Origin of the sequence: Streptomyces sp. HUAS TT11 (genome assembly GCF_051553595.1) — a bacterium.
In the GTDB taxonomy this organism is placed as follows: Bacteria; Actinomycetota; Actinomycetes; order Streptomycetales; family Streptomycetaceae; genus Streptomyces.
In genome coordinates this window covers 7,780,900-7,804,224 of record NZ_CP196184.1, presented here as the reverse complement: position 1 = coordinate 7,804,224, position 23,325 = coordinate 7,780,900, and the positions used below count along the sequence as shown (strand labels likewise).

Genomic DNA, 23,325 nt, shown 5'->3' with positions numbered 1-23,325 from the left:
TCTGGTCGGCGTGGAGCCAGGGTGGCTCCGTTCGAGCCCCAGGGGACGGCATGCGCAGCGTAGGGACGGTTCTGTCACTCGTCGTACTGGCCACCGTCGTGGCGACCTTCGCCCGCCGGTGGCGCATCCCCGCACCCTCCCTGCTCGTGGTCGCGGGCCTCGCCGTGGCGCTGCTGCCGGGAACCCCGCAGATCCAGATCAGCCCGGAGATCATCGGTCTCGTCGTGCTGCCGCCGCTGCTGTACGCGAGTGCCGAGGACATGCCCTGGCGCGAGCTGCGTGCGGTGTGGAAGCCGGTCGGGGTGCTCGCCGTGGGCCTGGTCCTCGCCTCGGCGGCCGCGGTCGCGGCGGTGGCCTCGCTGGTGACGCCTCTGCCGTGGCAGATGGCGCTCGTGCTGGGTGCCGTGCTGGCGAGCACCGACCCCGTGGCGGTCACGGCGCTCGGCCGACGGCTCGCGCTGCCGCCCAAGGTCCAGATGCTGGTCCAGGCGGAGAGCCTCTTCAACGACGCGACCTCCCTGGTGCTGTTCCGGGTGGCGGTGGGCGTCGCCGTGACGTCCGCGGCCGCCGACTGGGGCTCGGCGGGCGCCGAGTTCATGGTGCTCGCCGGCGGTGGCACGCTCATCGGAGCCGCACTGGCCGCAGTGGTCGCACTGATCCGGCGGCGCACCGAGGAGCCGGTCCTGGAGACCGTCATCTCCCTGGTCACGCCGTACGCCGCCTACGTCCTCGCGGAGGCCGCGCACACGTCCGGCGTCACGTCCGTCGTGGTCGCCGGGGTGGTCCTCGGCGGACGGGGCGACCGGCTCACCAACGCCCGTATCAGGCTGCAGCTGCACGCGGTCTACGGCACGGTGGTCTTCCTGCTCGAGAGTGTCGTCTTCAGTCTCATAGGCCTGGCGCTGCCCGCGCAGGTGCGGGCGTTGTCCGACGGCGACCGCACCTGGCCGCTGTACGCCCTGGCCGTCGCCGGGACGCTGATCGCCGTACGCCTGCTGTGGCTCGCGCCCCTGTCCGCGGTCGTGCAGCGCAAGGGCGGCCTCCCACGGCTGAACTGGCGGGTGCCGGTGGTCCTGACCTGGGCGGGCACCCGTGGGGTCGTCCCCCTGGCGGCGGCGCTGTCGATCCCGGTGACGACGGCACACGGCGGCGCACTGTCCCACCGGCCCCTCGTGCTCGTCCTCACGACATCGGTCGTGGTCGTCACCCTCGTCGTCCAGGGCTTCACCCTGGCCCCGGTCGTCCGGCGCTCCGGCATCGCCCTGGAGCCGGACCACACCGAGCGCGAGGAGGCCTCGGCCCGGTGCAGCCTGGCAGGGGCCGGCATCCGGCGCCTGGACGAGCTGGCCGCGCTGGAGGCGGCACCGGACGTCGTCATCGACCGGCTCCGCCGGGGTCTGAACGCCCGCCTCGAGGACGCGCGCGACCGCCTCACGGACAGCGACGGCGGGGTGCCCGTGGAATCCGCCGACCTGGTCTACCGCCAGCTGCGCCGCGACCTGATCGTGGTCGAGTCGGCGGAGCTGCGGCGCCTGTACGACGGCCATGCCATCAGCGACACGACCCGTAGGCGCCTCCAACGCTCCCTGGATCTCGAAGAGGCACGCTTGGCCGACTCGTGAGGGCGGGCTCAGTGGAACTCGGCGAGCCGGGGCCGCAGTCCGAGGACGGTGAGGGCGGCCGCGGCGACCAGCAGTCCACCCGCCCAGGGCAGCAGTGCGCCCACGGCCGAGCGCCCCTCCCGCACCGAGGAGTCGAAGTGGGCCTGGTTGATGCCCGTCACCTGGTCCAGCGCGGCCATCCACTGGCCGAAGTGGGCGTTGGACGTGCCGGACTCCCAGCCCATGCAGAACTCGGCCGCCTCGTGCTCCTTGCCCGCCGCGAGCAGGGCCCGGATCGTGCGGTCGTCGCGTTGGTAGACGGCGTAGGCGTTCACCGTCCTCTCGGCCGCGGCCCGTTCGCCGGGGAAGGTGATGTTGTCGAGTTCACGCCGGAACTCACCGGTGAAACGCAGGTCGTCCGGGTCGGTGCGGTAGGCCTTCCAGGTGTCGGCGACACCGGTGCCGTACGTCGCCGGAGTGGCGTCCTTGATGCCGTACAGCTGCTGGGACTTGGTGAGGAAGGAGCGCGCGTACCGGTCGCGGCGCTCGGGGTCGAGCAGGTAGCGGCTCTCGTCGGCGTTGGCGTCGTAGGCGATGGCGCGGGCTCGGGAGAGGGCGACGACGGAGGCGAAGGCGTCCCGGCGGGCGACCCGCAGATGTGCGGCGGAGGAGGAGAGCAGCTGAGCTCCGAGGACCACCGCCACCAGGGTGCAGACGGTGGCAGCGAGCACACCGGGGTTGAGGACCCGGTGGAAGCGGCGGGCCAGACACCACTGGAGCAGGCCCAGCACGGCGAGGAGCAGCACGCCGAGGGCGAGTACGGCGGTGAGCTGCACGGACAGGCCCGAGCGGGCACGGGCGTACTGCCCGTCGAACGCCCTGTCGTTGGACTCCACCAGCCGTCGCGCGTCGGGCAGCAGGTGCTGCTGAAGCAGATCCGTCGCCCGGCGGTAGTCCGCCAGCGCGGCGGTCTTCCCGCCGCTGTGCCCGTCGTTCTCCAACGCGCGGCCGAGCAGCTCCTGGTACTCGGCGAAGCCGTCGGTCAGCGACTCGACGGTCCGCTCGTCGGCACGATCTCCCTGGGCCGCGACGGCCAGGGTACGCAGATCGTGACCGATCTCGCGGCGTGCGGCCCCGTAGAAGCCGACGGCCTTCTCATAGGGCGTCACCAGGCGGCCCCGGCCGGCGTTCCCGCTGGACAGCAGGATGTTGGCGGCCTGGGCGTCCATGTCGTTCAGGGCGAGGTTCAGGTCGGCGGCGCCGGTGGTGCGCGGCGCGTCACGGCCGGCGACGGAGTCCCAGGTGCCGGAGGCGGCCCGGCCGGCCAGCAGGAGCAGCAGCGCCAGGGCGGCGGCGAGCGAGACCGTGACCGCGCGCAGGAAGCGCAGCCGCGCGGGCGAGGTGGCCCAGCAGCGGCGGCGCAGAGCGGCCCGCGCGGCCACGGTCCCGCGGCGGAGGTGACGCCTCCGCCCACCCGGCCGCGGTCCCCCTCTCGGCCGCGAGCCGTTGTCCCCCTCGGGCGGGACGACCGCCGGCTGCCGTGGCTCCGCGCCCACCCCCTTCGGGGCGCGTGTTGTTCCGGCCGTGATCGTCACGGACCCTCCAACGTCTGACCACGGACGGTCGCCCGTCCCCCGTTGCCGCTCAGTCTGCGACCGGTTCCGGCCACGCACGGTCCGCGTTGACGCGCCCCTGATGCGTTCTCAGGCCGCATTGACGGGACCTTTACGACCCTCGCTCGTGCCGCGTATGAGTGCCGCAAATTCCCGGCCGAGCCGGACAGTTCGGCTGCCGGACGCGGCTAGAGTCTCCGGCGGTCCGACCAAGAGGCCGCGGACGTCACTGGCATGACGCCCCGCCTGCGGAAGCTCCCTTCCGAGACGCCTCGGGTCGGCCGAGCGCGCGGCGCCCCGTCGTCCCATGTCCGGTCCTGCGCGCAACCGTGCGGGGCCGGGGCCCCGGCTCCGCACGGGCCCCGCGACCAGCCCGTTTCCGCGGCCCGAACGGTACGTCCGCGTGCCCCGGTGCGTGGACTCCGGTTTCCACCGAGGCACGAAGGTGTCCATGCTTCCCACCGCTCCTCCGCAGGTCCCGACCTCCCGCTCCCCGCAGGGCGCAGCGGAACCACCGGCCGGGGGCCGCGCCCCGAGCGGGCTGTTCGAACCGGCCCAGCTCGCCCGCTCGTTCCCGGACGCGCTGCGCAAGCTGCATCCGCGAGCGCTGGTCAGAAACCCCGTGATGTTCGTGGTCTCGGTCGGCGCGACGCTCACCACCCTCTCCTCCGTCCTGCACCCGACCGTCTTCACCTGGGTCATCAGCGTCTGGCTGTGGCTGACGGTGGTGTTCGCCAATCTCGCGGAGGCGGTCGCCGAGGGCCGCGGTAAGGCACAGGCCGCGTCGCTGCGCAGGGCGCGCACGGACACGGTGGCGACGCGGCTGCTCGACTGGCGCTACGGCACCGATCCGCGCCTGGCACGCACGGAGCCCGTCCCGGCCACCGCTCTGCGGCCGCTCGACGTCGTTCTGGTCGGAGCGGGCGAGACGATCCCGGCCGACGGCGATGTGATCGACGGGGTCGCGGCGGTCGACGAGTCCGCGGTCACCGGTGAATCCGCACCCGTGGTCCGTGAGTCGGGCGGCGACCGCTGCGGCGTCACCGGCGGTACGACCGTGCTCTCCGACCGGATCGTCGTACGGGTGAGCGCCCGCCCCGGGCACAGCTTCCTCGACCGGATGATCGCACTCGTCGAGGGCGCGTCCCGGCGCAAGACGCCGAACGAGATCGCCCTGAACATCCTGCTGGCCTCGCTCACCGTCATCTTCCTTCTGGTCGTGGTCACCCTCCAGCCGATGGCCGCGTACGCGAAGGCCGCCCAGCCGACGACCGTTCTGGTCGCACTGCTCGTCACGCTCATTCCGACCACGATCGGCGCCCTGCTGTCCGCGATCGGCATCGCGGGCATGGACCGGCTGGTGCAGCGCAACGTCCTCGCCATGTCGGGCCGCGCCGTCGAGGCCGCCGGCGATGTGAACACCCTGATCCTGGACAAGACCGGCACCATCACCCTGGGGAACCGCGAAGCCACGGAGTTCGTGCCACTGCCCGGGGTCCCCGAGAGCCACCTGGCCCGGGCGGCCCAACTGTCGTCACTCGCCGACGGGACGCCCGAAGGCCGTTCGGTGGTCGTCCTCGCCAAGGTGCGGCACGGCCTGCGGGCGCCCGCCGAGGGCGAGTTGAGTCAGGCGCGACGGGTCGCGTTCAGTGCGCGGACCCGGATGAGCGGCGTCGATCTGCGCTGGGACAACGGAGCGGTGCAGTCGATCCGCAAGGGCGCCGCGACGCAGATCCTGGAGTGGGTGCAGATGTACGGAGGACCGGTCCCGCCCGAGGCCCGGAGCCTCGCGGAGTCGGTGGCCGCCTCGGGCGGCACCCCGCTGCTGGTGGCCGTGTCCGACTGGGACGGCCCACGCGTCCTCGGACTGATCCACCTCAAGGACGTCGTCAAGGACGGGATCCGCGAGCGCTTCGCCGAGCTGCGCCGGATGGGCATCCGCACCGTCATGGTGACCGGCGACAACCCGCTCACCGCGCGGGCGATCGCCGAGGAGGCGGGCGTCGACGACTATCTGGCCGAGGCGACGCCCGAGGACAAACTCGCCCTGATCCAGCGGGAGCAGGCGGGCGGCAAGCTCGTCGCGATGACCGGTGACGGCACCAACGACGCCCCGGCCCTGGCACAGGCCGACGTCGGCGTGGCGATGAACACGGGCACGTCCGCCGCCAAGGAGGCCGGCAACATGGTCGACCTCGACTCCAACCCGACCAAGCTCATCGACATCGTCAGGATCGGAAAGCAACTCCTCATCACCCGGGGCTCGCTCACCACGTTCTCCATCACCAACGACGTGGCGAAGTACTTCGCGATCATCCCGGCGATGTTCGCGGGTGCGTACCCGGGTCTGGAGTCCCTGAACATCATGGGTCTGCACAGCCCGAAGTCAGCGATCACCTCGGCCATCGTCTTCAACGCACTGATCATCGTGGCGCTGATCCCGTTGGCCCTGCGCGGCGTGCGCTACACGCCTTCGTCGGCCCACGACCTGCTGCGCCGCAACCTGCTGCTGTACGGGCTCGGCGGGCTGGTCCTGCCCTTCGTCGGCATCAAGTTGATCGACATGGTGATCTCGGCGGTGCCCGGCCTCGGTTGAACCGCCCTTTGCCCGGGGCCGAGCGGCCCCGCCAAGAACGCGTACAGGTTCGTCAGGGCGGCGTATGAGAACGCGTGCCGGACTTGTCCCGGACCCGCGGGGCCCTTTGGATGGACACGTGAACAGCGCATGGCTCCTCTTCGACCGGCCGCCGCATCCCGGCGCGGCCCGTCGTGCGCCTCGCTGCCCGGAACCGCCCGCGTCCGCCTTCTGACGCCGACGCGACTTCCGTAGCCCAAGGGGCGCCGTGACCCACGTCCGGCGCCCTTTCTCGTATCCGCACATGACCGGCCGCCCCGCACGGGCCGAGCCGGTGTGCCCGCATCCCTGGATGGACCATGCCCGATCCGACGTCCCGTACCGTCCTCGTCACCGGAGCCACCTCCGGCATCGGACTGGAGACCGCGCGCCTGCTCGCCGAACGCGGCGCCACCGTGCTGCTGCACGGACGCACCGCCGATGAGACGCGCGCCGCCGTCGACCGTCTCATCTCGACGAGCGGGATCGACGAGGCCCGACTGCACTGCCACGCGGCCGACTTCACCCGCCTCGAGGAGGTCGAGGCCCTGGCGGAGCACGTGGTGCGGGAGCACCCGCGCCTGGACGTGCTGGTCAACAACGCCGGGATGGCCGCACCGGAACGCCACACCGTCACCGCGGACGGCAACGAGATCGCCTTCCAGGTCAACTTCCTCGCGCACTATCTGCTGACCTGCCTCCTGGAGCCCGCACTCACCAGCGCCCCGGGCGGCCGTGTCGTCAATGTGTCGTCCACCCTGCACCGCACGGCGTCGATCCAGTGGTCCGACCCCAACCGGGCCCGCCGCTACTCACGGCTCGCGGCCTACGCCCAGTCCCAGCTCGCCCTCACCGTCTTCACGGCCGACCCGCGCGTCACCGCGGTCTCCGTGCACCCGGGCGTCTGCGACACCGCTCTCCTGCCGCTCTATGCGCTCGAGGGCGCCACACCCGCCGAGGGGGCCGCCCACGTGGTCCGGCTGTGCGACCCGGCGGTGGAGATCGTCAACGGCGCCTACTACGACGGCGCCGACCGCGTCGACCCGGCGCCGGCCGCCCAGGAGGAGCGCACCGTCAAGCGACTCAACAAGCTGGCGGACCTGCTGGTCGGCCGGGCCGCCTGAACCACCCATGAGGAAAGGGAGTTGACCCGCATGTCCAAACGTGCCCGGAAGAAGAGGGCCCGCCGCAGGAAGAAGGCGAACCACGGCACCAAGGCCGGCCAGGCGTAACGCCGGCCGGCGGGGCGGGCGTCCCCCGACGCCCGCCCCGTCCCCGCTGTCCTCACCCACCGCCGAAGCGACTTCGCTGTCAAGGCTCCACGACCGTCGAAGCGTCTTCACCGTCCGACGTGGAGGCGTCGAAATGATCGAACTCGCACCCGACCGGCTTCCGGTGCTCACCCGCTGGCTGCCCACCGGCGCCCCGGGCCCGGCCGTCGTCGGCGAACACGTACTGGGCACCGGCATCGGCCACTGGTGGGCGGACAGGCCGGACCGGCCACGCGCGGTGGCCGTGTCCTGCGCGGGATACGCAGTCCTGCGCGGAACGCCCGATGCGCTCACCCCCGAGTCCCTGGCACCCCTGGCGCACCACTACATCGACGCCCCCGCCCGGTTCCTGCCCGCTCTGCGCTCGGCCTTCGACCGGCTCACACCATGGGAACGCATGGTCTGGACGCTGCAGGCCGAGCCTCACCGCACGCCGACCCCGCGGGGTCTGACCGTGCGTCGTCTCGAGCCGCGCGACGCCCGGTCCCTGGCGGTGCTCGACTCGGACGCGTCGTGGATCCACGACGCCTGGGGCGGCCCGGCGGGACTCGCCTCCTCCGGTCACGGCTGGGCGGCGGTGGACCGCGCCGGTGAACTTCTGGCGGTCGCGAGCACGCACTTCCGCGGCACCCTCTACGAGGACGTGTCCGTCTTCACCCGCCCCGACCAACGCCGCCTCCACCTCGGCCTGGCCTGTGTCACCGCCCTGTGCGGGGACATCACCGCGCGCGGCCACCGGCCCAGCTGGAACTGCTCGACGCTCAACCGCGCCAGCAGGCTGCTGGCCTGGACCGCCGGCTTCCGGCTGGTACGCGAATACGTGCACCACGCGGCCGGAAGCCCCGCCCGGAACGGTCGCCCCACGCCCGGCAGGCACCCCTCCGGAAAGGCGGCAGCCGCATTCGGCGCTCGCTGACCGGGGCCCGCTTCCTCACCGGAGGCGGGCCCTTCTCCGCGGTGTGACGCTGTGTGTTCACCTCGGGTCGGCCGGCCGCCTCACCGGCTCGGCTCCTGTGTGCACCGACTTCCTGGCCTTTTGATGGGCCATTGATGCCGGTTTGATGCGACATTGATGCCGACACGATCGTTCTTAACGGAAGCTTGACGCCTTCGGATCCTCCATCCGTGGGCCCGCGCGTCACTCTCTGCATACGCTGGTGCGGCCGTCCGTGTGATGGCCGATTCCCGCACCGAGCCGTACGCCAGGAGAGCGCGCCGATGGCCACCACCGAACACCCACCGCCCGCGAGCCGGCTGCGGGCGTGGATGCTGGAGGGGCTGTCCGACATGGGCAGGGGCTCCGCGCAGCAGCCGCCCACCGAACCCGAACCCCCGCACAAGGGCCAGCCCTGGTGGCGGGTGATGTGCCTGACCGGCGTCGACTACTTCTCGACCCTCGGCTACCAGCCCGGCATCGCCGCCCTCGCCGCCGGACTCCTCTCCCCCATCGCCACCGTCGTCCTCGTGATCGTCACCCTCGCCGGCGCCCTCCCGGTCTACCGCCGCGTCGCCAAGGAAAGCCCCCACGGCCAGGGCTCGATCGCCATGCTCGAACGACTGCTCTCCTTCTGGAAGGGCAAGCTCTTCGTCCTGACCCTGCTCGGCTTCGCCGCCACCGACTTCCTGATCACCATCACCCTCTCGGCCGCCGACGCCTCCACCCACCTCATCGAGAACCCCCACCTCACCAGCACCCTCCACGGCCACCAGATGGTCATCACCCTGCTCCTGATCGCCCTGCTGGGCGGGGTGTTCCTCAAAGGCTTCCTCGAAGCCATCGGCGTCGCCTTCACCCTGGTCGGCATCTACCTCGCACTCAACGCCGTGGTCGTCGTCGTCGGCCTGTGGCACGTCGCCACCGCCGGCCACGTCGTCACCGACTGGACCGGCGCACTGACCACCGAACACGGCAACGTCTTCGTCATGGTCGGCCTGGCACTGATCGTCTTCCCCAAACTCGCCCTCGGCCTGTCCGGCTTCGAGACCGGCGTCGCCGTCATGCCCCACGTCCAGGGCGACCCCGACGACACCGAGGAAAAACCCACCGGCCGCATCCGCGACACGAAGAAACTCCTCACGACCGCTGCACTGGTCATGAGCGGTTTCCTCATCACGACCAGCTTCATCACCACCCTGCTGATCCCGGAGAGGGAGTTCCGGTCGGGGGGCGCCGCCAACGGCCGTGCGCTGGCCTATCTGGCGCACGAGTACCTGGGCAACGCCTTCGGCACCGTCTACGACGTCTCGACCATCGCGATCCTGTGGTTCGCGGGCGCCTCCGCGATGGCCGGACTGCTCAACCTGATGCCCCGCTATCTGCCCCGCTACGGCATGGCCCCGCACTGGGCGCGCGCCGTGCGGCCCATGGTCATCGTCTTCATCCTGGTCGCGTTCCTGGTCACCTGGATCTTCGACGCCGACGTGGACGCGCAGGGCGGCGCCTACGCCACCGGCGTGCTGGTGCTGATCAGCTCCGCCGCGATCGCGGTGACCATCGCCGCCCGCAAGGCCGGCCAGCGCAACTGGACCGTCGGCTTCGCGGTGATCTCGGCCGTCTTCCTCTACACCACCGTCGTGAACGTCATCGAGCGGCCGGACGGTGTGAAGATCGGCGCCTGTTTCATCGCCGGCATCATCCTTGTGTCGCTGCTCTCCCGGCTGGCCCGTGCCTTCGAGCTGCGGGTGACCAGTGTGACCCTGGACACCATGGCGGAACGGTTCGTCCGCGACATCGCCAGCCGCAAGATCCGGTTCATCGCCAACGAGCCCGGCAGCAGGGACGCCGCCGAGTACCGCGACAAGATCGAGCAGATCCGCGTCGACAACGACATAACGCCCCAGGACGACTTCGTCTTCGTGGAGGTCACCGTCGGCGACCCCTCCGAGTTCGAGGCGGGTCTGACCGTGCGCGGCGAGGTGCTGCACGGGCGCTACCGCGTACTGACCCTCGAGTCGTCCTCGATCCCGAACGCCCTCGCCGCCCTCATGCTGTATGTCCGCGACACCACCGGCTGCATCCCGCACATCTACTTCGAGTGGACCGAGGGCGACCCCTTCCGCAACTTCCTCCGCTTCTTCCTCTTCGGCCAGGGCGAGGTGGCACCGGTGACCCGCGAAGTGCTGCGCGAGGCCGAACCGGACCGCATGCGCCGCCCTCGCGTCCACGTCGGCTGAGCCGGGACGGCGGGCCGGTTCCGCGAAGGCGTGGGCCAGGCGGCCCGGGCCTCCTGGCCGGCGGATCAGCCGGTCCGCGACGGGTGGGCGGCGGACTCACGGAGCAGCCACTGCCGGACGGTGCGCCGCCGGGGGCGGACCAGCACCCGGCCGTAGTGGACATGGCCGACCGGCTCGATGCGCGCCCGCGGACTCCTCGATGTGCGAGCGCTCTCCCGACATGGCTTCGTCTCGATCCGGACGAGTACCCGTCCCCGCAGTGACGCCATATCGCCTCATATATCGGAGCCAAGCCCGCACACCTCGGCGAGCGGCCGCTCCGCCACCGGGAATCCCGGGCCGCCCGGGACGTTGAACGTTGTGTGAGTTCAGCGATCGCAGAAACCCGTTTCTCCGTGCTCGACCGTTCACGCACGCGAGAGGGGCACGACGGCACCGAGGCCCTGCGGGAGAGCGTGCGGCTGGCACAGGAGATGGAGCGGCTCGGCTACCACCGGTTCTGGGTGTCCGAGCACCACGGAGTGCCCGGTGTGGCCGGCTCCGCACCCACGGTGCTGGCGGCGGCCGTCGCGGCCGCCACCCGGACCATCCGGGTGGGGACCGGCGGCGTGATGCTGCCCAACCACCGGCCGCTCGTCGTGGCCGAACAGTTCGGCGTGCTGGAGGCCCTCTTCCCCGGTCGGGTCGACATGGGCCTCGGCCGTTCCGTCGGCTTCACCGACGGGGTACGCAAGGCGCTCGGCCGGGACAAGGACGACGCCGACGATTTCGCCGGCCAACTCGACGAGCTCCTGGGATGGTTTCGGGGCACCTCCGCCACGGGGGTCCACGCGCGGCCCACGGAGGGCCTGGCCGTGCCGCCCTTCGTGCTGGCCATGGGCGAGGGCGCCATGATCGCCGCCCGCGCCGGGCTGCCCATGGTCATCGGGGACCTGAGGAACCGGGAGCGGATGCTGCGCGGTATCGACCTCTACCGGGAGACCTTCCGGCCCTCCGTGTGGGCGGGCGAGCCGTATGTCGTCGTCTCCGGCACGATCGCGGTGGCACAGACGCCGCAGGACGCCCACCGCATCCTGCTCCCCGAGGCGTGGTCGATGGCGCACGCGCGAACCCGCGGCACCTTCCCGCCGCTGCCGTCGGCCGAGCGCGTGGAGTCCCTGACGATGACGGACAAGGAGCGCGGCATCTACGAGGCGGGGCTCGTCGGCCACATCGCGGGCACCGAGGACCAGGTGGCGGACGAGTTGGAGGGGCTGCTCAAGGAGACCGGGGCGCAGGAGGTGCTCGTCACGACCAGCACGTACGACCGTGCGGCGCTGGTGGACTCCTATCGCCGACTCGCGCGGATCGCCGGGCAGACGCCGGCGTAGGGAGGACGGGCCTCCCCTCTCCGGGTCTGCGGCCCCCGCCGCCGGGCGGTCAGAGGCCCAGGTCGCTCAGGCCCGGATGGTCGTCGGGCCGGCGTCCGAGCGGCCAGTGGTACAGACGCTCCGACTCCTTGATGGGAAGGTCGTTGATGCATGCGTACCGCTTGCGCATCAGGCCGTTGTCGTCGAACTCCCAGTTCTCGTTGCCGTAGGAACGGAACCAGTTGCCCGAGTCGTCGTGGGACTCGTAGGCGAAGCGCACGGCGATGCGGTTGCCGTCGAAGGCCCACAGCTCCTTGATGAGGCGGTACTCCAGCTCCCGCCGCCACTTGCGGGTCAGGAAGGCGACGATCTCCTCCCGGCCGTCGATGAATTCGGCACGGTTGCGCCAGCGGGAGTCGACCGAGTAGGCGAGGGCGACCTTCTCCGGGTCGCGGGAGTTCCACCCGTCCTCGGCCTGGCGCACCTTCTGCGCGGCCGTCTCCCGGGTGAAGGGCGGGAACGGGGGGCGTGCATCGGTCGTCATGTCATCTCCGTCCAGAGAACGCTCGTTCTCCCCTGGCGACCACAGTACGAGAACGGTGATTCTCATGCAAGACGGGAGTACCGCGCCTCGCCGAAGGGCGCTGCGGAGGGGCCCCGCCACCACAGCGGGGGGATCGAACGGAGGCCCCCCGCGTGGGCGCGGGGGGCCTCGGCAGGGCGGCGGAAAGGTTCGGTGGAGCCCAGACCCTCTCCCGCGTCACACCAGCGGGATGATCACCTCGTCCTCGACGGGCGGGTCGAGTTCCTGACGCAGGTTCCCCGTCGCCGCGAAACAGCGCAGCCGTACCGCCTCCTCGGTGACGTCCATACGCAGGAAGCTCTTGAAGAAGGGCGGGCTGTAGGTGGCCGAACCCGGCGAGAAGAGCCGGGTGTAGAGCTTGCGTACGGGCAGGCGGAAACGCGCCGTCCGGTCCGGGCGGCCACCGGCGCCCAGCAGACGGGCGACGAGCCGGATGCGCCGGGTGACCCGCGCCGGTGTGCCCTGCGCACGGGTCATGGGAATGCCGAGGCGCTCGGCGACGACGGCGGTCGCCTCCGCCTCGGTGAGGGTGAAGAAGCGCCGCAGTCGCAGCCGGCGCCCGTAGAGCCTGCTGTAGAAGGCCAGGGAGTCGCCCCGCAGCGGATAGCAGCGGAAGTCCTGCTCGCCGACGTTCGCGACGGAGACACGCGGAATGGTGTGGGTGGCGTGCATGAAGGCGCCGCCACCGCCGGAGACCACGTACTGGATGGTGCGGCCGTCCACGTCCACCGGATAGCGCTGGTAGTTGTGGATGTCGCCGCCTATCGCCGCGACGTAGTGGTGGGCGGGGTCACGGACGATGTCGTCGACCGTGCCTCCGCCCTGGATGGGGCAGGGGTGGTGCTCGCCGTCCACGTACAACGGCGAACCGGTCACGAGGATCTTGGGCCGGGGCCCTTGTGAGACCTCCCGCAGCCAGCGGCCCTGTTCGGCGTCGAGGGTGCCGAGCAGACCCGTGTCGATCCCGACGATGCGGACGCGCCCGGCGTCGATCGCCCAGTACGGGCCCGGCTGCACCGCCTGCTGAGTGGGAGCGGAGCGCAACTTCCGTGCCTCGTCGAGGCGTTGCTCGTCCGTCCTGCCCGGCCTGTGCCACAGCAGCGAGCGCAGCCAGGCACCCGTCAGCGGGCGTGGCGCCGGGGCCGGGGCGAGGGGTGCGGCATCGCAGAAGACCTTCATGAACCCCTGAAGGTCCTCGTACCAGTCATGGTTGCCGGGTATCGCGTAGACCGGGGCCCGGTAGTCACGGTAGGGACGGAAGAACTTCGTCCCGTAGTCGGCGGTGGCCCCCACCGGGTATATGACGTCACTGGCCAGCACCGCGAAGTCGGTGTCCTGACCGGCCTTCAGGAAGCCCGGCACCACGGCGTATTGAGGGTCGTCCCCCTCACCCGTGTCTCCGATGACCATGAAGGAGAAGCGGTCGGGGCCGTCGCGTCTGATCACCCTGTCGGCGGGAGCGCCCGCAGCCTGCTGCTGCTCCGCCCACCGGCTCCGGGTCTGCCCCGTGGGATCCCCGAACCACGAGGCCAGCACGCCGTTGCGGGCCGCCCAGAGGGTCTTCGGGTTGAGCCAGGAGAGCTTCTCGACCTGAGATGGCATCAGTGCGCGGTACTCACCGGGCCGGGCGTCGCCCCAGCCGGCACCCTCGGCGGTATCGCGTGAAGATTCGGACACCGGTGCACCGTAGCAATCCGCAAAACGACGTCCGGACAAGGGGGTTGTCCTTCCGGGGCGGCGCAGCGGGACCCGGGGGCCGGGCCGGGGCATCCGCCCCGGCCCGGTGGTGGTGCATCAGGAGTGCGCCGACGGATCCGGGTGCTCGGCCGTCGGCAGCCCGAGGGCCAGCTGCGCGGCGGCGGCCATGGCACGCCGGTCGGTCCCGTCCGGTGCGAGCACCGGCGTGACCCGCACCTCCGCGACGAGCCGGCGCGCCGAGACGACGCGCCACACCGACGTCAGCAGGGAGTCGCTCCCCACGAACGCGGGCGCCGTGCTGGCCGGGCCCTCGTCGAACCGGTAGAGCAGTCGCACCGGCTGGACGGGGACGCCGGCGTCCAGTGCCGCCTGGAACGCGGCCCGGCGGAAGCGCCCCTGTGCCCGGCCGCACCAGGTGCTCCCCTCGGGGAAGACCACGACCGCGGACCCGGCGCGCATCGCGCCCGCGATCCGGGCGACCGTCTCGGGCAGGGCCCGCAGCCGGTCACGGTCGATGAAGAGCGCACCGCTGCTCGCGGTGAGGGCACCCGCGACCGGCCACTGCCGGATCTCGGTCTTCGCGAGCATCCGGCCGGGACGGACGGCCGCGAGCAGCGGGATGTCGAGCCATGAGATGTGGTTGGCGACCATCAGCAGACCGCCTTGCTGCGGGGCCGTCCCGGTGAGCCGTACCCGGACGCCGGCCGCCCGCACGAGGGTCCGGCACCAGGCCCTGACGATCCGCCCCCGGGATGCCACGGGCAGGCGGCGGACCAGCGGGAACACGAGGATCCCCGGGACCAGTACGCCCAGCACGGCCGCCAGCCGCAGAAGGCCGCGCGGTGCGGACGCCGCCGAGGCGGTCGCGTCCACGCACGCCCTCGGGGTGCAGGGTGCGCTCGGCAGCCAGGCGCTCGTCGGTGCGCTCGCCTCGGGCGCGACGCTCCCGCGCCGCGGCTCGGTCACCGTGGCGGTGGCCTGGAGTGCGGTCGCACCCGGGCCCGCGAGCAGTGCGGCGCGGCGCGGGCGCCAGGTCACGACGGTACGGGACACGTTCGTCACACGGGTCCGGGTCGTGTTCATCACGCCGGGACGAGCGAGAGGAAGTGCCGCAGGTAGCGCGGGTTGACCCGGCGCATCGACAGCAGGACGTACAGGTCGGCGACGCCGAACTCCGGGTCGTGAGCGGCCTCCCCGCAGACCCAGGCGCCCAGGCGGAGGTAGCCGCGCAGCAGCGGGGGCAGCTCGGTGTGCCCGGCCGGAGCCTCGACCTCGGGGCGCCAGGGCAGCAGCGGCCGTACGCGGTACTCCTCGGGCGCCATGTACTTGGTGCGCACCCGCTCCCAGGTGCCGGCGGCGAGCGCACCGCCGTCGGCGAGCGGCAGGGAGCAGCAGCCGGCCAGCCACTCGTGCCCGCCGTCGACCATGTAGCGCGCTATCCCGGCCCAGATCAGGCCGATGACCGTGCCGTCGCGGTGGTCCGGGTGCACACAGGAGCGTCCGACCTCGACGAGCCCGGAGCGGATACCGGCCAGCGGGCCGAGGTCGAACTCGCCCTCCGAGTACAGGCGCCCCGCGACCGCGGCCCGGTCCGGCGGCAGCAGGCGGTAGGTGCCCACGACCTCGTCGGTCACCGTGTCACGGACCAGCAGGTGGTCGCAGTACGCGTCGAAGGGGTCGACGTCGAGACCCGGCTGCGGGGAGGACAGGAGGGCACCCATCTCCCCGGCGAAGACGTCATGGCGCAGCCGCTGGGCGGCCTGCACGTCCGCCTCGTCACGAGCGAGGGTGACGGTGTAGCGCGTCGGTGCCACGGGCTGTGGGGGGCTGGCGAGGGTGGAAACGCCGGTCATGGCTCTCTCCTGGTCACGGGCCGGTTCGGCGAAGCGGCGAGCAGACCGTTGGGATGCGATCTGCCGCCCCTGTTCTTCCGATGCCGGCTGACCTACGCGTAACCGGAGCAGGGAGAGCGGGTGTGGGCTAGTTGAACGGCTCGCTCAGCCGCCGACGGCAGCCGGGTCCGGACGTACTGTTCACCTCGCGTCCACGCAGTGCGCGAACCATCCTCGGGCCTCCTCCTCGGCCATCACGCGCTCCAGGACCACGTCTGCCGGCATGCCGGGGAAGAACCGCCCGGCCGGCCAGCCCCGCTCGTACGGCGGCGGGTCGAGGACCAGCAGCCGGGCCCCCTGTACGACGGGGATGTCGGTGGGCGTCCCCTCGTTCCACACCCACTCCCCACCGGGCGTCACCAGGTTGAAGGCACCCGTCGTCGGCACCTGGCCCGGCGCGTCCCGGCACACCGCGGCCTCCCGCGCGGACGGAGCGCGTCCGGGCACATGACCGCCGCCGACCAGGACATCGGCGAGCAGGGTGTGCAGCTGGAAGTTGTCGCCGATGCCACTCATGCGCAGCGCGTAGCCGGTGCCGCTCGGGCGATGCAGCACCACGAGCGGCTCGTCGTCCAGCACCAGCAGCGCGTACTCCAGGCACTTGAAGTCGTGCCCGGAGGCATCCCGTACCGACCGCACGGCCGCAAGCAGCTCCGCGCGGCGGCCGTCGTCCAGGCCGGTGCGCACCGACGGGTCGTTCAGCATCGCAACGGACGCCATCTCCCACTGGGGCAGCGTCCACCAGCCGGCGGCCGCCTCCCGTCCGACCCGCTCGGCGATCACCGGATCGGGATCACCGGGCCGCGGCTCGGGCAGGTCCCCGCCCCCCGTCGCCTCCCAGCGGGCGCAGAACTCGCCCGCACCCTCGAGTGCCTCGGCGAGTCCGTCGAAGACGCCCGGGGCGCACTGCGGCGCCTGCGCGCCCCGCTCGACACAGGCACCGACGATCACGGCGATCAAGCCGCGGGGCTCCACGGGCACCTGAGGCAGCAGCGCGGACAGCCGCGGCCCGGCCTGGGCCACCTCGTGGTCCGCCGCATCGGCGAAGTGCCGGTGCATCTCGCGTATTCCGCGCTCCGACCGAGCACCGTCCCGGCCGCGTACGGCGGCCTCGAACCCGGCGACGGCCTCGAGCAGCCGCTCCTTGCCACGACGTCCGAAGATCATGCGCGAACACTACCGACGCGGGGATGCCTGACGGGACCGGGGGAGCACCACCCCCGGTCCCGCCCGTCCGCACTCCGACGGCGAACGTCGACGGTCGGCGCCGCCCCGTCCCGAGCAGCGCCGACCTGCTTGTGTGCTATCGGCGGCCCGCCTTGCGGCTCGCGCGCAGCCACTCCTTGTTCATGCTGGTGATGGACACGAGCGGGATGCCCTTCGGGCAGGCCGTGGCGCACTCGCCGGTGAGCGTGCAGCCGCCGAAGCCCTCCGCGTCCATCTGCGCCACCATGTCCAGCACCCGGGTCTCGCGCTCGGGTGCGCCCTGCGGCAGCACGTTCAGGTGGTTGATCTTCGCCGAGGTGAACAGCATCGCCGCGCCGTTCGGGCAGGCGGCGACGCAGGCGCCGCAGCCGATGCACTCGGCGTGCTCGAAGGCGAAGTCGGCGTCCGCCTTCGGCACCGGCGCGGCGTGGGCCTCGGGTGCCGAGCCGGTGGGGGCCGAGATGTAGCCGCCGGCCTGGATGATCCGGTCGAAGGCCGAACGGTCCACGACCAGGTCCTTGATCACCGGGAAGGCCGAGGCCCGCCAGGGCTCGATGTCGATCGTGTCGCCGTCCTTGAAGGACCGCATGTGCAACTGGCAGGTGGTGGTGCGCTCGGGGCCGTGCGCGTCGCCGTTGATGACGAGCGAGCAGGCGCCGCAGATGCCCTCACGGCAGTCGTGGTCGAACGCGACGGGCTCCTCACCCTTGAGGATGAGCTCCTCGTTGAGGGTGTCGAGCATCTCCAGGAAGGACATGTCGGCCGAGATCTTGTCCACCTCGTATGTGGACATGGCGCCTTCGGCGTCGGCGTTCTGCTGCCGCCAGACGCGCAGGGTGAGCTTCATGCGTAGCTCCGCTGGGTGGGGTGGACGTACTGGAAGACCAGGTCTTCCTTGTGCAGGACCGGCGCGTCGCCGGTGCCGGTGAACTCCCAGGCGGCCCCGTAGGCGAACTCGTCGTCCTTGCGGGCGGCCTCACCGTCGGGGGTCTGGGACTCTTCGCGGAAGTGACCGCCGCAGGACTCGTTGCGATGCAGCGCGTCGAGGCACATCAGCTCGGCGAGCTCCAGGTAGTCGACGATGCGGTTGGCCTTCTCCAGCGACTGGTTGAACTCCTCGCCGGTGCCCGGGACCTTGATGCGCCGCCAGAACTCCTCGCGGATCTGCGGGATGCGCTCGAGGGCCTTGCGCAGACCCGCATCGGTACGCGCCATGCCGCAGAACTCCCACATGAGCTCGCCGAGCTCGCGGTGGAAGGAGTCGGGGGTGCGGTCGCCGTCGACGGACAGGAGCAGGTTCAGCCGGTCCTCGGTCTCGGCCAGCACCTCCTGCACGGCGGGGTGTTCGACCGTCACCTGGTCCTGGTGCGGGTTGCGGGCGAGGTAGTCGTTGATCGTGGACGGAAGGACGAAGTAGCCGTCCGCGAGGCCCTGCATCAGCGCCGAGGCGCCGAGGCGGTTCGCTCCGTGGTCGGAGAAGTTGGCCTCGCCGATGGCGAACAGCCCCGGGACCGTCGTCTGCAGGTCGTAGTCGACCCACAGGCCGCCCATCGTGTAGTGCACGGCGGGGTAGATCCGCATCGGCACCTCGTAGGGGTTCTCCGCGGTGATCCGCTCGTACATGTCGAAGAGGTTGCCGTACTTCTCCTCGACCTTCTTGCGGCCCATGCGACTGATCGCGTCCGCGAAGTCGAGGTACACGCCCTGGCCGCCGGGCCCGACACCGCGGCCCTCGTCGCAGACGTTCTTGGCGGCTCGGGAGGCGATGTCGCGCGGGACGAGGTTGCCGAAGGAGGGGTAGATGCGCTCCAGGTAGTAGTCGCGCTCGTCCTCGGGGATCCGGTTCGGCGGCCGGGTGTCGCCCTTGGCCTTCGGTACCCAGATCCGGCCGTCGTTGCGCAGCGACTCGCTCATCAGGGTGAGCTTGGACTGGTGGTCGCCGGTGCGCGGGATGCAGGTCGGGTGGATCTGCGTGAAGCAGGGGTTGGCGAAGTAGGCGCCGCGCCGGTGCGCCCGCCAGATGGCGGTCGCGTTGGAGTTCATGGCGTTGGTCGACAGGTAGAAGACGTTGCCGTAACCGCCGGAGGCCAGCACGACGGCGTCCGCGAAGTACGTGTCGATCTTGCCGGTGACCAGGTCGCGGGCGACGATCCCGCGTGCCCTGCCGTCGATGACGATCACGTCGAGCATCTCGCTGCGCGGGTGCATCTCGACGTTGCCGGCCGCGATCTGCCGGGAGAGCGCCTGGTAGGCGCCGAGCAGGAGCTGCTGTCCCGTCTGGCCGCGGGCGTAGAAGGTGCGGGAGACCTGGACGCCGCCGAAGGAGCGGGTGTCGAGCAGGCCGCCGTATTCGCGGGCGAACGGGACGCCCTGCGCCACGCACTGGTCGATGATCTCGACGGAGATCTGCGCCAGGCGGTGCACATTGGACTCGCGGGCCCGGAAGTCGCCGCCCTTGACCGTGTCGTAGAAGAGGCGGTGGACGGAGTCGCCGTCGTTGCGGTAGTTCTTCGCGGCGTTGATACCGCCCTGCGCGGCGATCGAGTGGGCGCGGCGCGGGGAGTCCTGGTAGCAGAACTGGACCACGTGGTAGCCCTGTTCGGCCAGGGTGGCACCCGCGGAGCCGCCGGCGAGGCCGGTTCCGACGACGATGATCCGGTGCTTGCGCCGGTTCGCCGGGTTGACCAGCTTGGCCTCGAACCGGCGCGTGTCCCAGCGCTCGTTGATCGGGCCCTCGGGCGCCTTGGTGTCGACGACCGGCTCACCGGTCGCGTAGTCGGTGTATTCGGCGGAAGCAGTCATGTCAGCTCACCACTCCGGTCATGACGCCCACGGGAACGGCGATGAATCCGGCCGTGAGCAGCAGCGCTAGGGCATTGGCGGTGGTCTTCAGGGCACGGTCACGGGTACGGCTCCCGACGCCGAGGGTCTGGGCCGCGCTCCAGAAGCCGTGCCGGATGTGCAGGCCGAGGGCGAGCATCGCGACGATGTAGATGACGTTGCCGTACCAGGTGGAGAAGGTGTCCACGACGTTCTGGTACGGGTGGCCTTCCTGGAAGCCGCCGGAGTGCACGGTGCCGGTCGTCAGGTCCAGAAGGTGCCAGACGACGAACAGGGCGAGGATGATCCCGCCCCAGCGCATCGTGCGGGTGGCGTAGCTGGCCTGCGGCTTCTTGTGCACGTACTTGTTGGGACGCGCCTTGATGTCGCGGCGGCTGAGCTGGTACGCGGAGACGATGTGGGCCACGACGGCGACCACCAGCACCACGCGGATCAGCCACAGCGTCCACCCGTAGTGCATGAAGGGCTCGCCGACCGTGCGCAGCCAGTGGGCGTAGTGGTTGAACTCGCCCGCCCCGAAGTAGATCTTCAGATTGCCGATCATGTGGGCGACCAGGTACAGCAGCATGATCAGGCCGCTGATCGCCATCACTGTCTTCTTGCCGACGGTCGAGTCCCACACGGTGCGCGCCATGGACGTCCGTCGGTCCGTCCGCGTTGCCAGAGCCATGTTCAGGAACGCTAGGGCCGAAGGTCCTTATCGGTCCAAGACATGGTCCGGCTCGTTTCGATAGCCAAGCCCTATGCTGGGGGTATGCAGTTCCAGCAGCTCCAGTACTTCGTGGCGGTCGCCGAGACCCGGCACTTCACCCGGGCCGCCGACCTAGTCCATGTGGCACAGCCGTCGCTGTCGCAACAGATCAAGGCGCTGGAGCGGGAACTGGGCGCCGACCTGTTCCTGCGGGCCCGCGGCAACATCACCCTCACGGACGCGGGGGAGGCGCTGCTGCCGCTGGCCCGCCGCATCCTCGCCGACACGGACACGGCCAGGTACGAGGTGCAGGAGCTGGCACAGCTGCGCCGGGGCCGGGTCCGCCTGGGCGCGACACCGAGCGTGTGCACCGGCCTGCTGCCCGATGTGCTGCGCGGCTTCCACGACCGCTATCCCGGCATCCAGCTCCTCATCGAGGAGGGCGGCTCCCACGACCTGGTCCGGCAGCTGGCGCGCGGCGCCCTCGACCTCGCCCTGGTCGTGCTGCCCCTGCCCACCCCCTCCCCCGCGCTGACCACGGTGGAGCTGCTGCGCGAGGACCTGGTGGTGGTGTCCTCCCCGGACGCCCCGCGACCCGGCGGCGGCCGCCGCACGGTCCGTGTCGCCGATCTGGAGAGCGAGCGCCTGGTGATGTTCCGGCACGGCTACGACCTGCGGGAGCTGACGGTGGCCGCATGCCGCGCCGAGGGGTTCGAGCCGGATTTCGCGGTGGAGGGCGGCGAGATGGACGCGGTGCTCGGCTTCGTCCGGGCCGGACTGGGCGTCGCCGTCGTCCCGCGCATGGTCGCCACCCGTAGCGGGCGCGGCCTGCGGGTGACCCCGCTGGCCCGTCCCGGCCTGTACCGGACGATCGCCCTGGCCCACCGCAGCGACGTGGCCCCGCCGCGTGCGGCGCGGGAGCTTCAGCGGATGCTGCTGGAGCGGTGAGCCGGGCGGGTCGCGTCCGGTCTCAGGGCTCGATGACGAGCCGCTCGATCAGACCGGAGCCGAGGGTGAAGCGATAGTGCAGGTCGACGGTGCCGCCGGGGAAGTCGCCTTCGAGGTGCTGGGTCGCGACATAGTGCGCGTCGCCCGCCTGCTGGGCACCGACGAGTTCGGTGGTGTAGGTGAACTCGGAGGCGGCCCGGTCGAGCCACTGCTCGACGGCGGCGCGCCCCCGGTGGGTGGCGCCGTCGTCGATCACGGTGGCGTCGTCGGTGAACGTGGCGATCGCGGTGGCGCTGTCGCGTACGCGGTGGGCCTCGAGGTAGCGCAGGACCACCTCGGGCAGCGAGTCGGGGGCGATGGCACGGAGCTGGACGTCGGGCATGAGGGTCCTCACAACGGTTGACGGGTCAGACGGTGGGGGTGGTGCCGCCGTCGATGACGTACTCGGCACCGACGATGGACGAGGCGCGGTCGCCGACCAGGAAGGCGATGAGCTCGGCGACCTCCTCCGGCCGGTTGGGGCGGCCGAGCGGGATGCCGCCCAAGGAGTCCATGAGCCGCTCCAGCGCGGTCTCCTGGCTGATGTCCGCCTCCTTCGCGATACGCCCGACCAGGTCGTCCGCGGCGCCGGTCAGGATGAAGCCGGGCGAGACCGCGTTGACGCGCACCCCGTGCGGCGCGACCTCGTTGGCCAGGCACTTGCTGTAGGTGCTGAGCGCGGCCTTTGCGGCCGCGTAGGCGAGTGTGCCGTTCCACAGCGGCATGCGCCGCTGGATCGAGGTGACGTGCACGATCGCACCCGCGCGGGCCCGGATCATGCCGGGGAGCAGTGCGCGGTCGAGTCGGACTGCGGCCAGCAGATTGGTGTTCAGCTCCCGCGCCCAGTCGTCCTCGCCGAGCGCCGCGAAGCCGCCGGCGGGGGCCTGCGATCCGCCGAGGTTGTGGACCAGGATGTCGACTCCGTCCAGGCGGGCGTTCACATCCGCGACGACCTGCGCGACGCCCTCGGGGGTCGAGAGGTCGGCGGCGATGAACGTCTTCTCCTCGACGTCCTCGGTGGGGGTGCGGGCGGTGACGAGCACGGTGGCCCCGGCCTGCCGGAGGCGTTCGGCAACGGCCGCACCGGTACCCCTGGTACCACCGGTGACCAGCGCGCGCCGGCCGTCGAGGGAGTCGCTGATGGGCATGGCAAACGAGCCTTCCATGGGGAGATCCGACGGCGGGAGGCCACCGCCGGCGACTTACTGCTAAAATAGCACCAAGTAACTTCTACTTTAGCAGTGACTGGGGAGATGGCCACCTTGGCAAGTCGCATCAGGCTGGAGGACAGGGAGTGCCCGCTGTCCACGACGGTCGAGCACGTCGGCGAGTGGTGGACGCTGCTGATCCTCCACGACGCCTTCGACGGCTACACCCGCTTCGACCAGTTCGAGGAGAACCTGGGCATCTCCTCCAGCATGCTCACCACGCGTCTGAAGACCCTCGTGACGGACGGGCTGCTGGAGCGGCGGCCGTACCAGACCCATCCCGTCCGGTACGAGTACGTGCTCACCGAACTGGGCCGCTCGCTGCGCCCGGTGATCGTCGCCCTGGCCGCATGGGGCAACGCCCGCCTCGCTCCCGAGCAGCGCAGCATGATCCTCGTCGACGCGAACAGCGGCGAGGAGGTCGAACCCGTGGTCGTGGACGCCAGAACGGGTCGCCGGCTCGACGACAGCGACGCCTATGTCTTCGCCGCGGGCCCCGCGGCGAGCCCCGTCATGCGCAGCCGCTACGCGACCCGGGCGCAGGAGCCTGCGCCCGCCGATTGAGCAGGCGGGCGGGCCACGCCGGACGTGCCCGCG

At 71.4% G+C, this 23,325-nt stretch carries 20 protein-coding genes; 9 read left to right on the top strand and 11 right to left on the bottom strand.

All coding sequences use genetic code 11. The annotated features are described in order from the left end of the window. The first annotated feature begins 50 nt into the window (after positions 1-50). A complete protein-coding gene (locus ACSHXN_RS35015) occupies positions 51-1,622 on the top strand; it encodes a Na+/H+ antiporter (RefSeq protein WP_438304971.1) in 1,572 nt (523 codons plus the stop codon). An 8-nt stretch (positions 1,623-1,630) separates the two neighbouring features. On the opposite strand, the gene ACSHXN_RS35010 is transcribed toward ACSHXN_RS35015, so the two are convergent. Beyond that, entirely contained in the window at positions 1,631-3,043 is a 1,413-nt protein-coding gene (locus ACSHXN_RS35010) for a hypothetical protein (RefSeq protein ID WP_438304969.1), read from the bottom strand. 622 nt (positions 3,044-3,665) lie between these two features. Between ACSHXN_RS35010 and kdpB the strand changes: the two genes are divergently transcribed. From kdpB to ACSHXN_RS34980, 6 genes are all read left to right on the top strand, one after another. Continuing rightward, the gene (gene kdpB / locus ACSHXN_RS35005) at positions 3,666-5,810 is read left to right on the top strand and encodes a potassium-transporting ATPase subunit KdpB (RefSeq protein ID WP_438304967.1); all 2,145 of its coding nucleotides are present in this window, start codon (positions 3,666-3,668) and stop codon (positions 5,808-5,810) included. 338 nt (positions 5,811-6,148) lie between these two features. Beyond that, on the top strand, positions 6,149-6,952 hold the full coding sequence (locus ACSHXN_RS35000; RefSeq protein ID WP_355130569.1) for an SDR family NAD(P)-dependent oxidoreductase: 804 nt from the start codon (positions 6,149-6,151) through the stop codon (positions 6,950-6,952). A 30-nt stretch (positions 6,953-6,982) separates the two neighbouring features. After that, entirely contained in the window at positions 6,983-7,060 is a 78-nt protein-coding gene (locus ACSHXN_RS34995; protein ID WP_374203157.1) for a 50S ribosomal protein bL37, read from the top strand. A gap of 133 nt (positions 7,061-7,193) precedes the next feature. After that, positions 7,194-8,015 carry a GNAT family N-acetyltransferase gene (locus ACSHXN_RS34990; protein WP_438304964.1) on the top strand — a complete coding sequence of 274 codons (822 nt, stop codon included), beginning with the start codon at positions 7,194-7,196 and terminating at the stop codon, positions 8,013-8,015. Between the two features lie 302 nt (positions 8,016-8,317). Next, complete coding sequence (locus tag ACSHXN_RS34985) at positions 8,318-10,273, top strand: amino acid transporter (protein ID WP_438304962.1); 1,956 nt, start codon at positions 8,318-8,320, stop codon at positions 10,271-10,273. A 362-nt stretch (positions 10,274-10,635) separates the two neighbouring features. Next, positions 10,636-11,643, top strand: coding sequence for an LLM class flavin-dependent oxidoreductase (locus tag ACSHXN_RS34980; RefSeq protein WP_356113030.1), 1,008 nt, complete (start codon positions 10,636-10,638; stop codon positions 11,641-11,643). 49 nt (positions 11,644-11,692) lie between these two features. On the opposite strand, the gene ACSHXN_RS34975 is transcribed toward ACSHXN_RS34980, so the two are convergent. The 8 genes from ACSHXN_RS34975 to ACSHXN_RS34940 form a co-directional block, all read right to left on the bottom strand. Next, on the bottom strand, positions 11,693-12,166 hold the full coding sequence (locus ACSHXN_RS34975) for a nuclear transport factor 2 family protein (protein ID WP_355137044.1): 474 nt from the start codon (positions 12,164-12,166) through the stop codon (positions 11,693-11,695). Between the two features lie 216 nt (positions 12,167-12,382). Next, a complete protein-coding gene (locus tag ACSHXN_RS34970) occupies positions 12,383-13,882 on the bottom strand; it encodes a metallophosphoesterase family protein (RefSeq protein ID WP_355137046.1) in 1,500 nt (499 codons plus the stop codon). 117 nt (positions 13,883-13,999) lie between these two features. Next, positions 14,000-14,869 (bottom strand): lysophospholipid acyltransferase family protein, encoded by an 870-nt coding sequence (locus tag ACSHXN_RS34965; RefSeq protein ID WP_438306521.1) that lies wholly within the window; start codon positions 14,867-14,869, stop codon positions 14,000-14,002. A 116-nt stretch (positions 14,870-14,985) separates the two neighbouring features. After that, positions 14,986-15,756 carry a GNAT family N-acetyltransferase gene (locus ACSHXN_RS34960; protein WP_355137050.1) on the bottom strand — a complete coding sequence of 257 codons (771 nt, stop codon included), beginning with the start codon at positions 15,754-15,756 and terminating at the stop codon, positions 14,986-14,988. A gap of 180 nt (positions 15,757-15,936) precedes the next feature. After that, positions 15,937-16,962, bottom strand: a complete 1,026-nt coding sequence (locus ACSHXN_RS34955; protein ID WP_355802422.1) for a hypothetical protein — start codon at positions 16,960-16,962, stop codon at positions 15,937-15,939. A gap of 136 nt (positions 16,963-17,098) precedes the next feature. Then, complete coding sequence (locus ACSHXN_RS34950; RefSeq protein ID WP_355137054.1) at positions 17,099-17,848, bottom strand: succinate dehydrogenase/fumarate reductase iron-sulfur subunit; 750 nt, start codon at positions 17,846-17,848, stop codon at positions 17,099-17,101. Next, the gene (locus ACSHXN_RS34945) at positions 17,845-19,803 is read right to left on the bottom strand and encodes a fumarate reductase/succinate dehydrogenase flavoprotein subunit (protein WP_438304955.1); all 1,959 of its coding nucleotides are present in this window, start codon (positions 19,801-19,803) and stop codon (positions 17,845-17,847) included. The genes ACSHXN_RS34950 and ACSHXN_RS34945 overlap by 4 nt, the downstream gene beginning before the upstream one ends. A gap of 1 nt (position 19,804) precedes the next feature. Continuing rightward, complete coding sequence (locus ACSHXN_RS34940; RefSeq protein WP_059126841.1) at positions 19,805-20,476, bottom strand: succinate dehydrogenase; 672 nt, start codon at positions 20,474-20,476, stop codon at positions 19,805-19,807. A gap of 120 nt (positions 20,477-20,596) precedes the next feature. Here ACSHXN_RS34940 and ACSHXN_RS34935 point away from each other — a divergent pair, with 120 nt between their 5' ends. Beyond that, a complete protein-coding gene (locus ACSHXN_RS34935) occupies positions 20,597-21,481 on the top strand; it encodes a LysR family transcriptional regulator (protein ID WP_355137058.1) in 885 nt (294 codons plus the stop codon). Between the two features lie 22 nt (positions 21,482-21,503). Here ACSHXN_RS34935 and ACSHXN_RS34930 read toward each other — a convergent pair whose 3' ends face one another. Together ACSHXN_RS34930 and ACSHXN_RS34925 are read right to left on the bottom strand one after the other, a co-directional pair. Continuing rightward, on the bottom strand, positions 21,504-21,863 hold the full coding sequence (locus ACSHXN_RS34930) for a nuclear transport factor 2 family protein (protein WP_355137060.1): 360 nt from the start codon (positions 21,861-21,863) through the stop codon (positions 21,504-21,506). 25 nt (positions 21,864-21,888) lie between these two features. Next, positions 21,889-22,686: an SDR family oxidoreductase gene (locus tag ACSHXN_RS34925; protein WP_438304953.1), complete on the bottom strand. Its 798-nt coding sequence runs from the start codon at positions 22,684-22,686 to the stop codon at positions 21,889-21,891. Between the two features lie 87 nt (positions 22,687-22,773). On the opposite strand from ACSHXN_RS34925, the gene ACSHXN_RS34920 reads away from it, so the two are divergent. After that, positions 22,774-23,292, top strand: a complete 519-nt coding sequence (locus ACSHXN_RS34920; protein WP_355137064.1) for a winged helix-turn-helix transcriptional regulator — start codon at positions 22,774-22,776, stop codon at positions 23,290-23,292. Positions 23,293-23,325 lie beyond the last annotated feature (33 nt).

Coding starts and splice junctions, on each gene's coding strand:
- ACSHXN_RS34935 (WP_355137058.1), top strand. CDS start 20,597: ATGCAGTTCCAGCAGCTCCAGTACTTCGTGGCGGTCGCCGAGACCCGG.
- ACSHXN_RS34945 (WP_438304955.1), bottom strand. CDS start 19,803: ATGACTGCTTCCGCCGAATACACCGACTACGCGACCGGTGAGCCGGTC.
- ACSHXN_RS34920 (WP_355137064.1), top strand. CDS start 22,774: ATGGCCACCTTGGCAAGTCGCATCAGGCTGGAGGACAGGGAGTGCCCG.
- ACSHXN_RS34985 (WP_438304962.1), top strand. CDS start 8,318: ATGGCCACCACCGAACACCCACCGCCCGCGAGCCGGCTGCGGGCGTGG.
- ACSHXN_RS34930 (WP_355137060.1), bottom strand. CDS start 21,863: ATGCCCGACGTCCAGCTCCGTGCCATCGCCCCCGACTCGCTGCCCGAG.
- ACSHXN_RS34925 (WP_438304953.1), bottom strand. CDS start 22,686: ATGGAAGGCTCGTTTGCCATGCCCATCAGCGACTCCCTCGACGGCCGG.
- kdpB (WP_438304967.1), top strand. CDS start 3,666: ATGCTTCCCACCGCTCCTCCGCAGGTCCCGACCTCCCGCTCCCCGCAG.
- ACSHXN_RS34960 (WP_355137050.1), bottom strand. CDS start 15,756: ATGACCGGCGTTTCCACCCTCGCCAGCCCCCCACAGCCCGTGGCACCG.
- ACSHXN_RS34940 (WP_059126841.1), bottom strand. CDS start 20,476: ATGGCGCGCACCGTGTGGGACTCGACCGTCGGCAAGAAGACAGTGATG.
- ACSHXN_RS34975 (WP_355137044.1), bottom strand. CDS start 12,166: ATGACGACCGATGCACGCCCCCCGTTCCCGCCCTTCACCCGGGAGACG.
- ACSHXN_RS34990 (WP_438304964.1), top strand. CDS start 7,194: ATGATCGAACTCGCACCCGACCGGCTTCCGGTGCTCACCCGCTGGCTG.
- ACSHXN_RS34955 (WP_355802422.1), bottom strand. CDS start 16,962: ATGATCTTCGGACGTCGTGGCAAGGAGCGGCTGCTCGAGGCCGTCGCC.
- ACSHXN_RS35000 (WP_355130569.1), top strand. CDS start 6,149: ATGCCCGATCCGACGTCCCGTACCGTCCTCGTCACCGGAGCCACCTCC.
- ACSHXN_RS34995 (WP_374203157.1), top strand. CDS start 6,983: ATGTCCAAACGTGCCCGGAAGAAGAGGGCCCGCCGCAGGAAGAAGGCG.
- ACSHXN_RS35015 (WP_438304971.1), top strand. CDS start 51: ATGCGCAGCGTAGGGACGGTTCTGTCACTCGTCGTACTGGCCACCGTC.
- ACSHXN_RS34950 (WP_355137054.1), bottom strand. CDS start 17,848: ATGAAGCTCACCCTGCGCGTCTGGCGGCAGCAGAACGCCGACGCCGAA.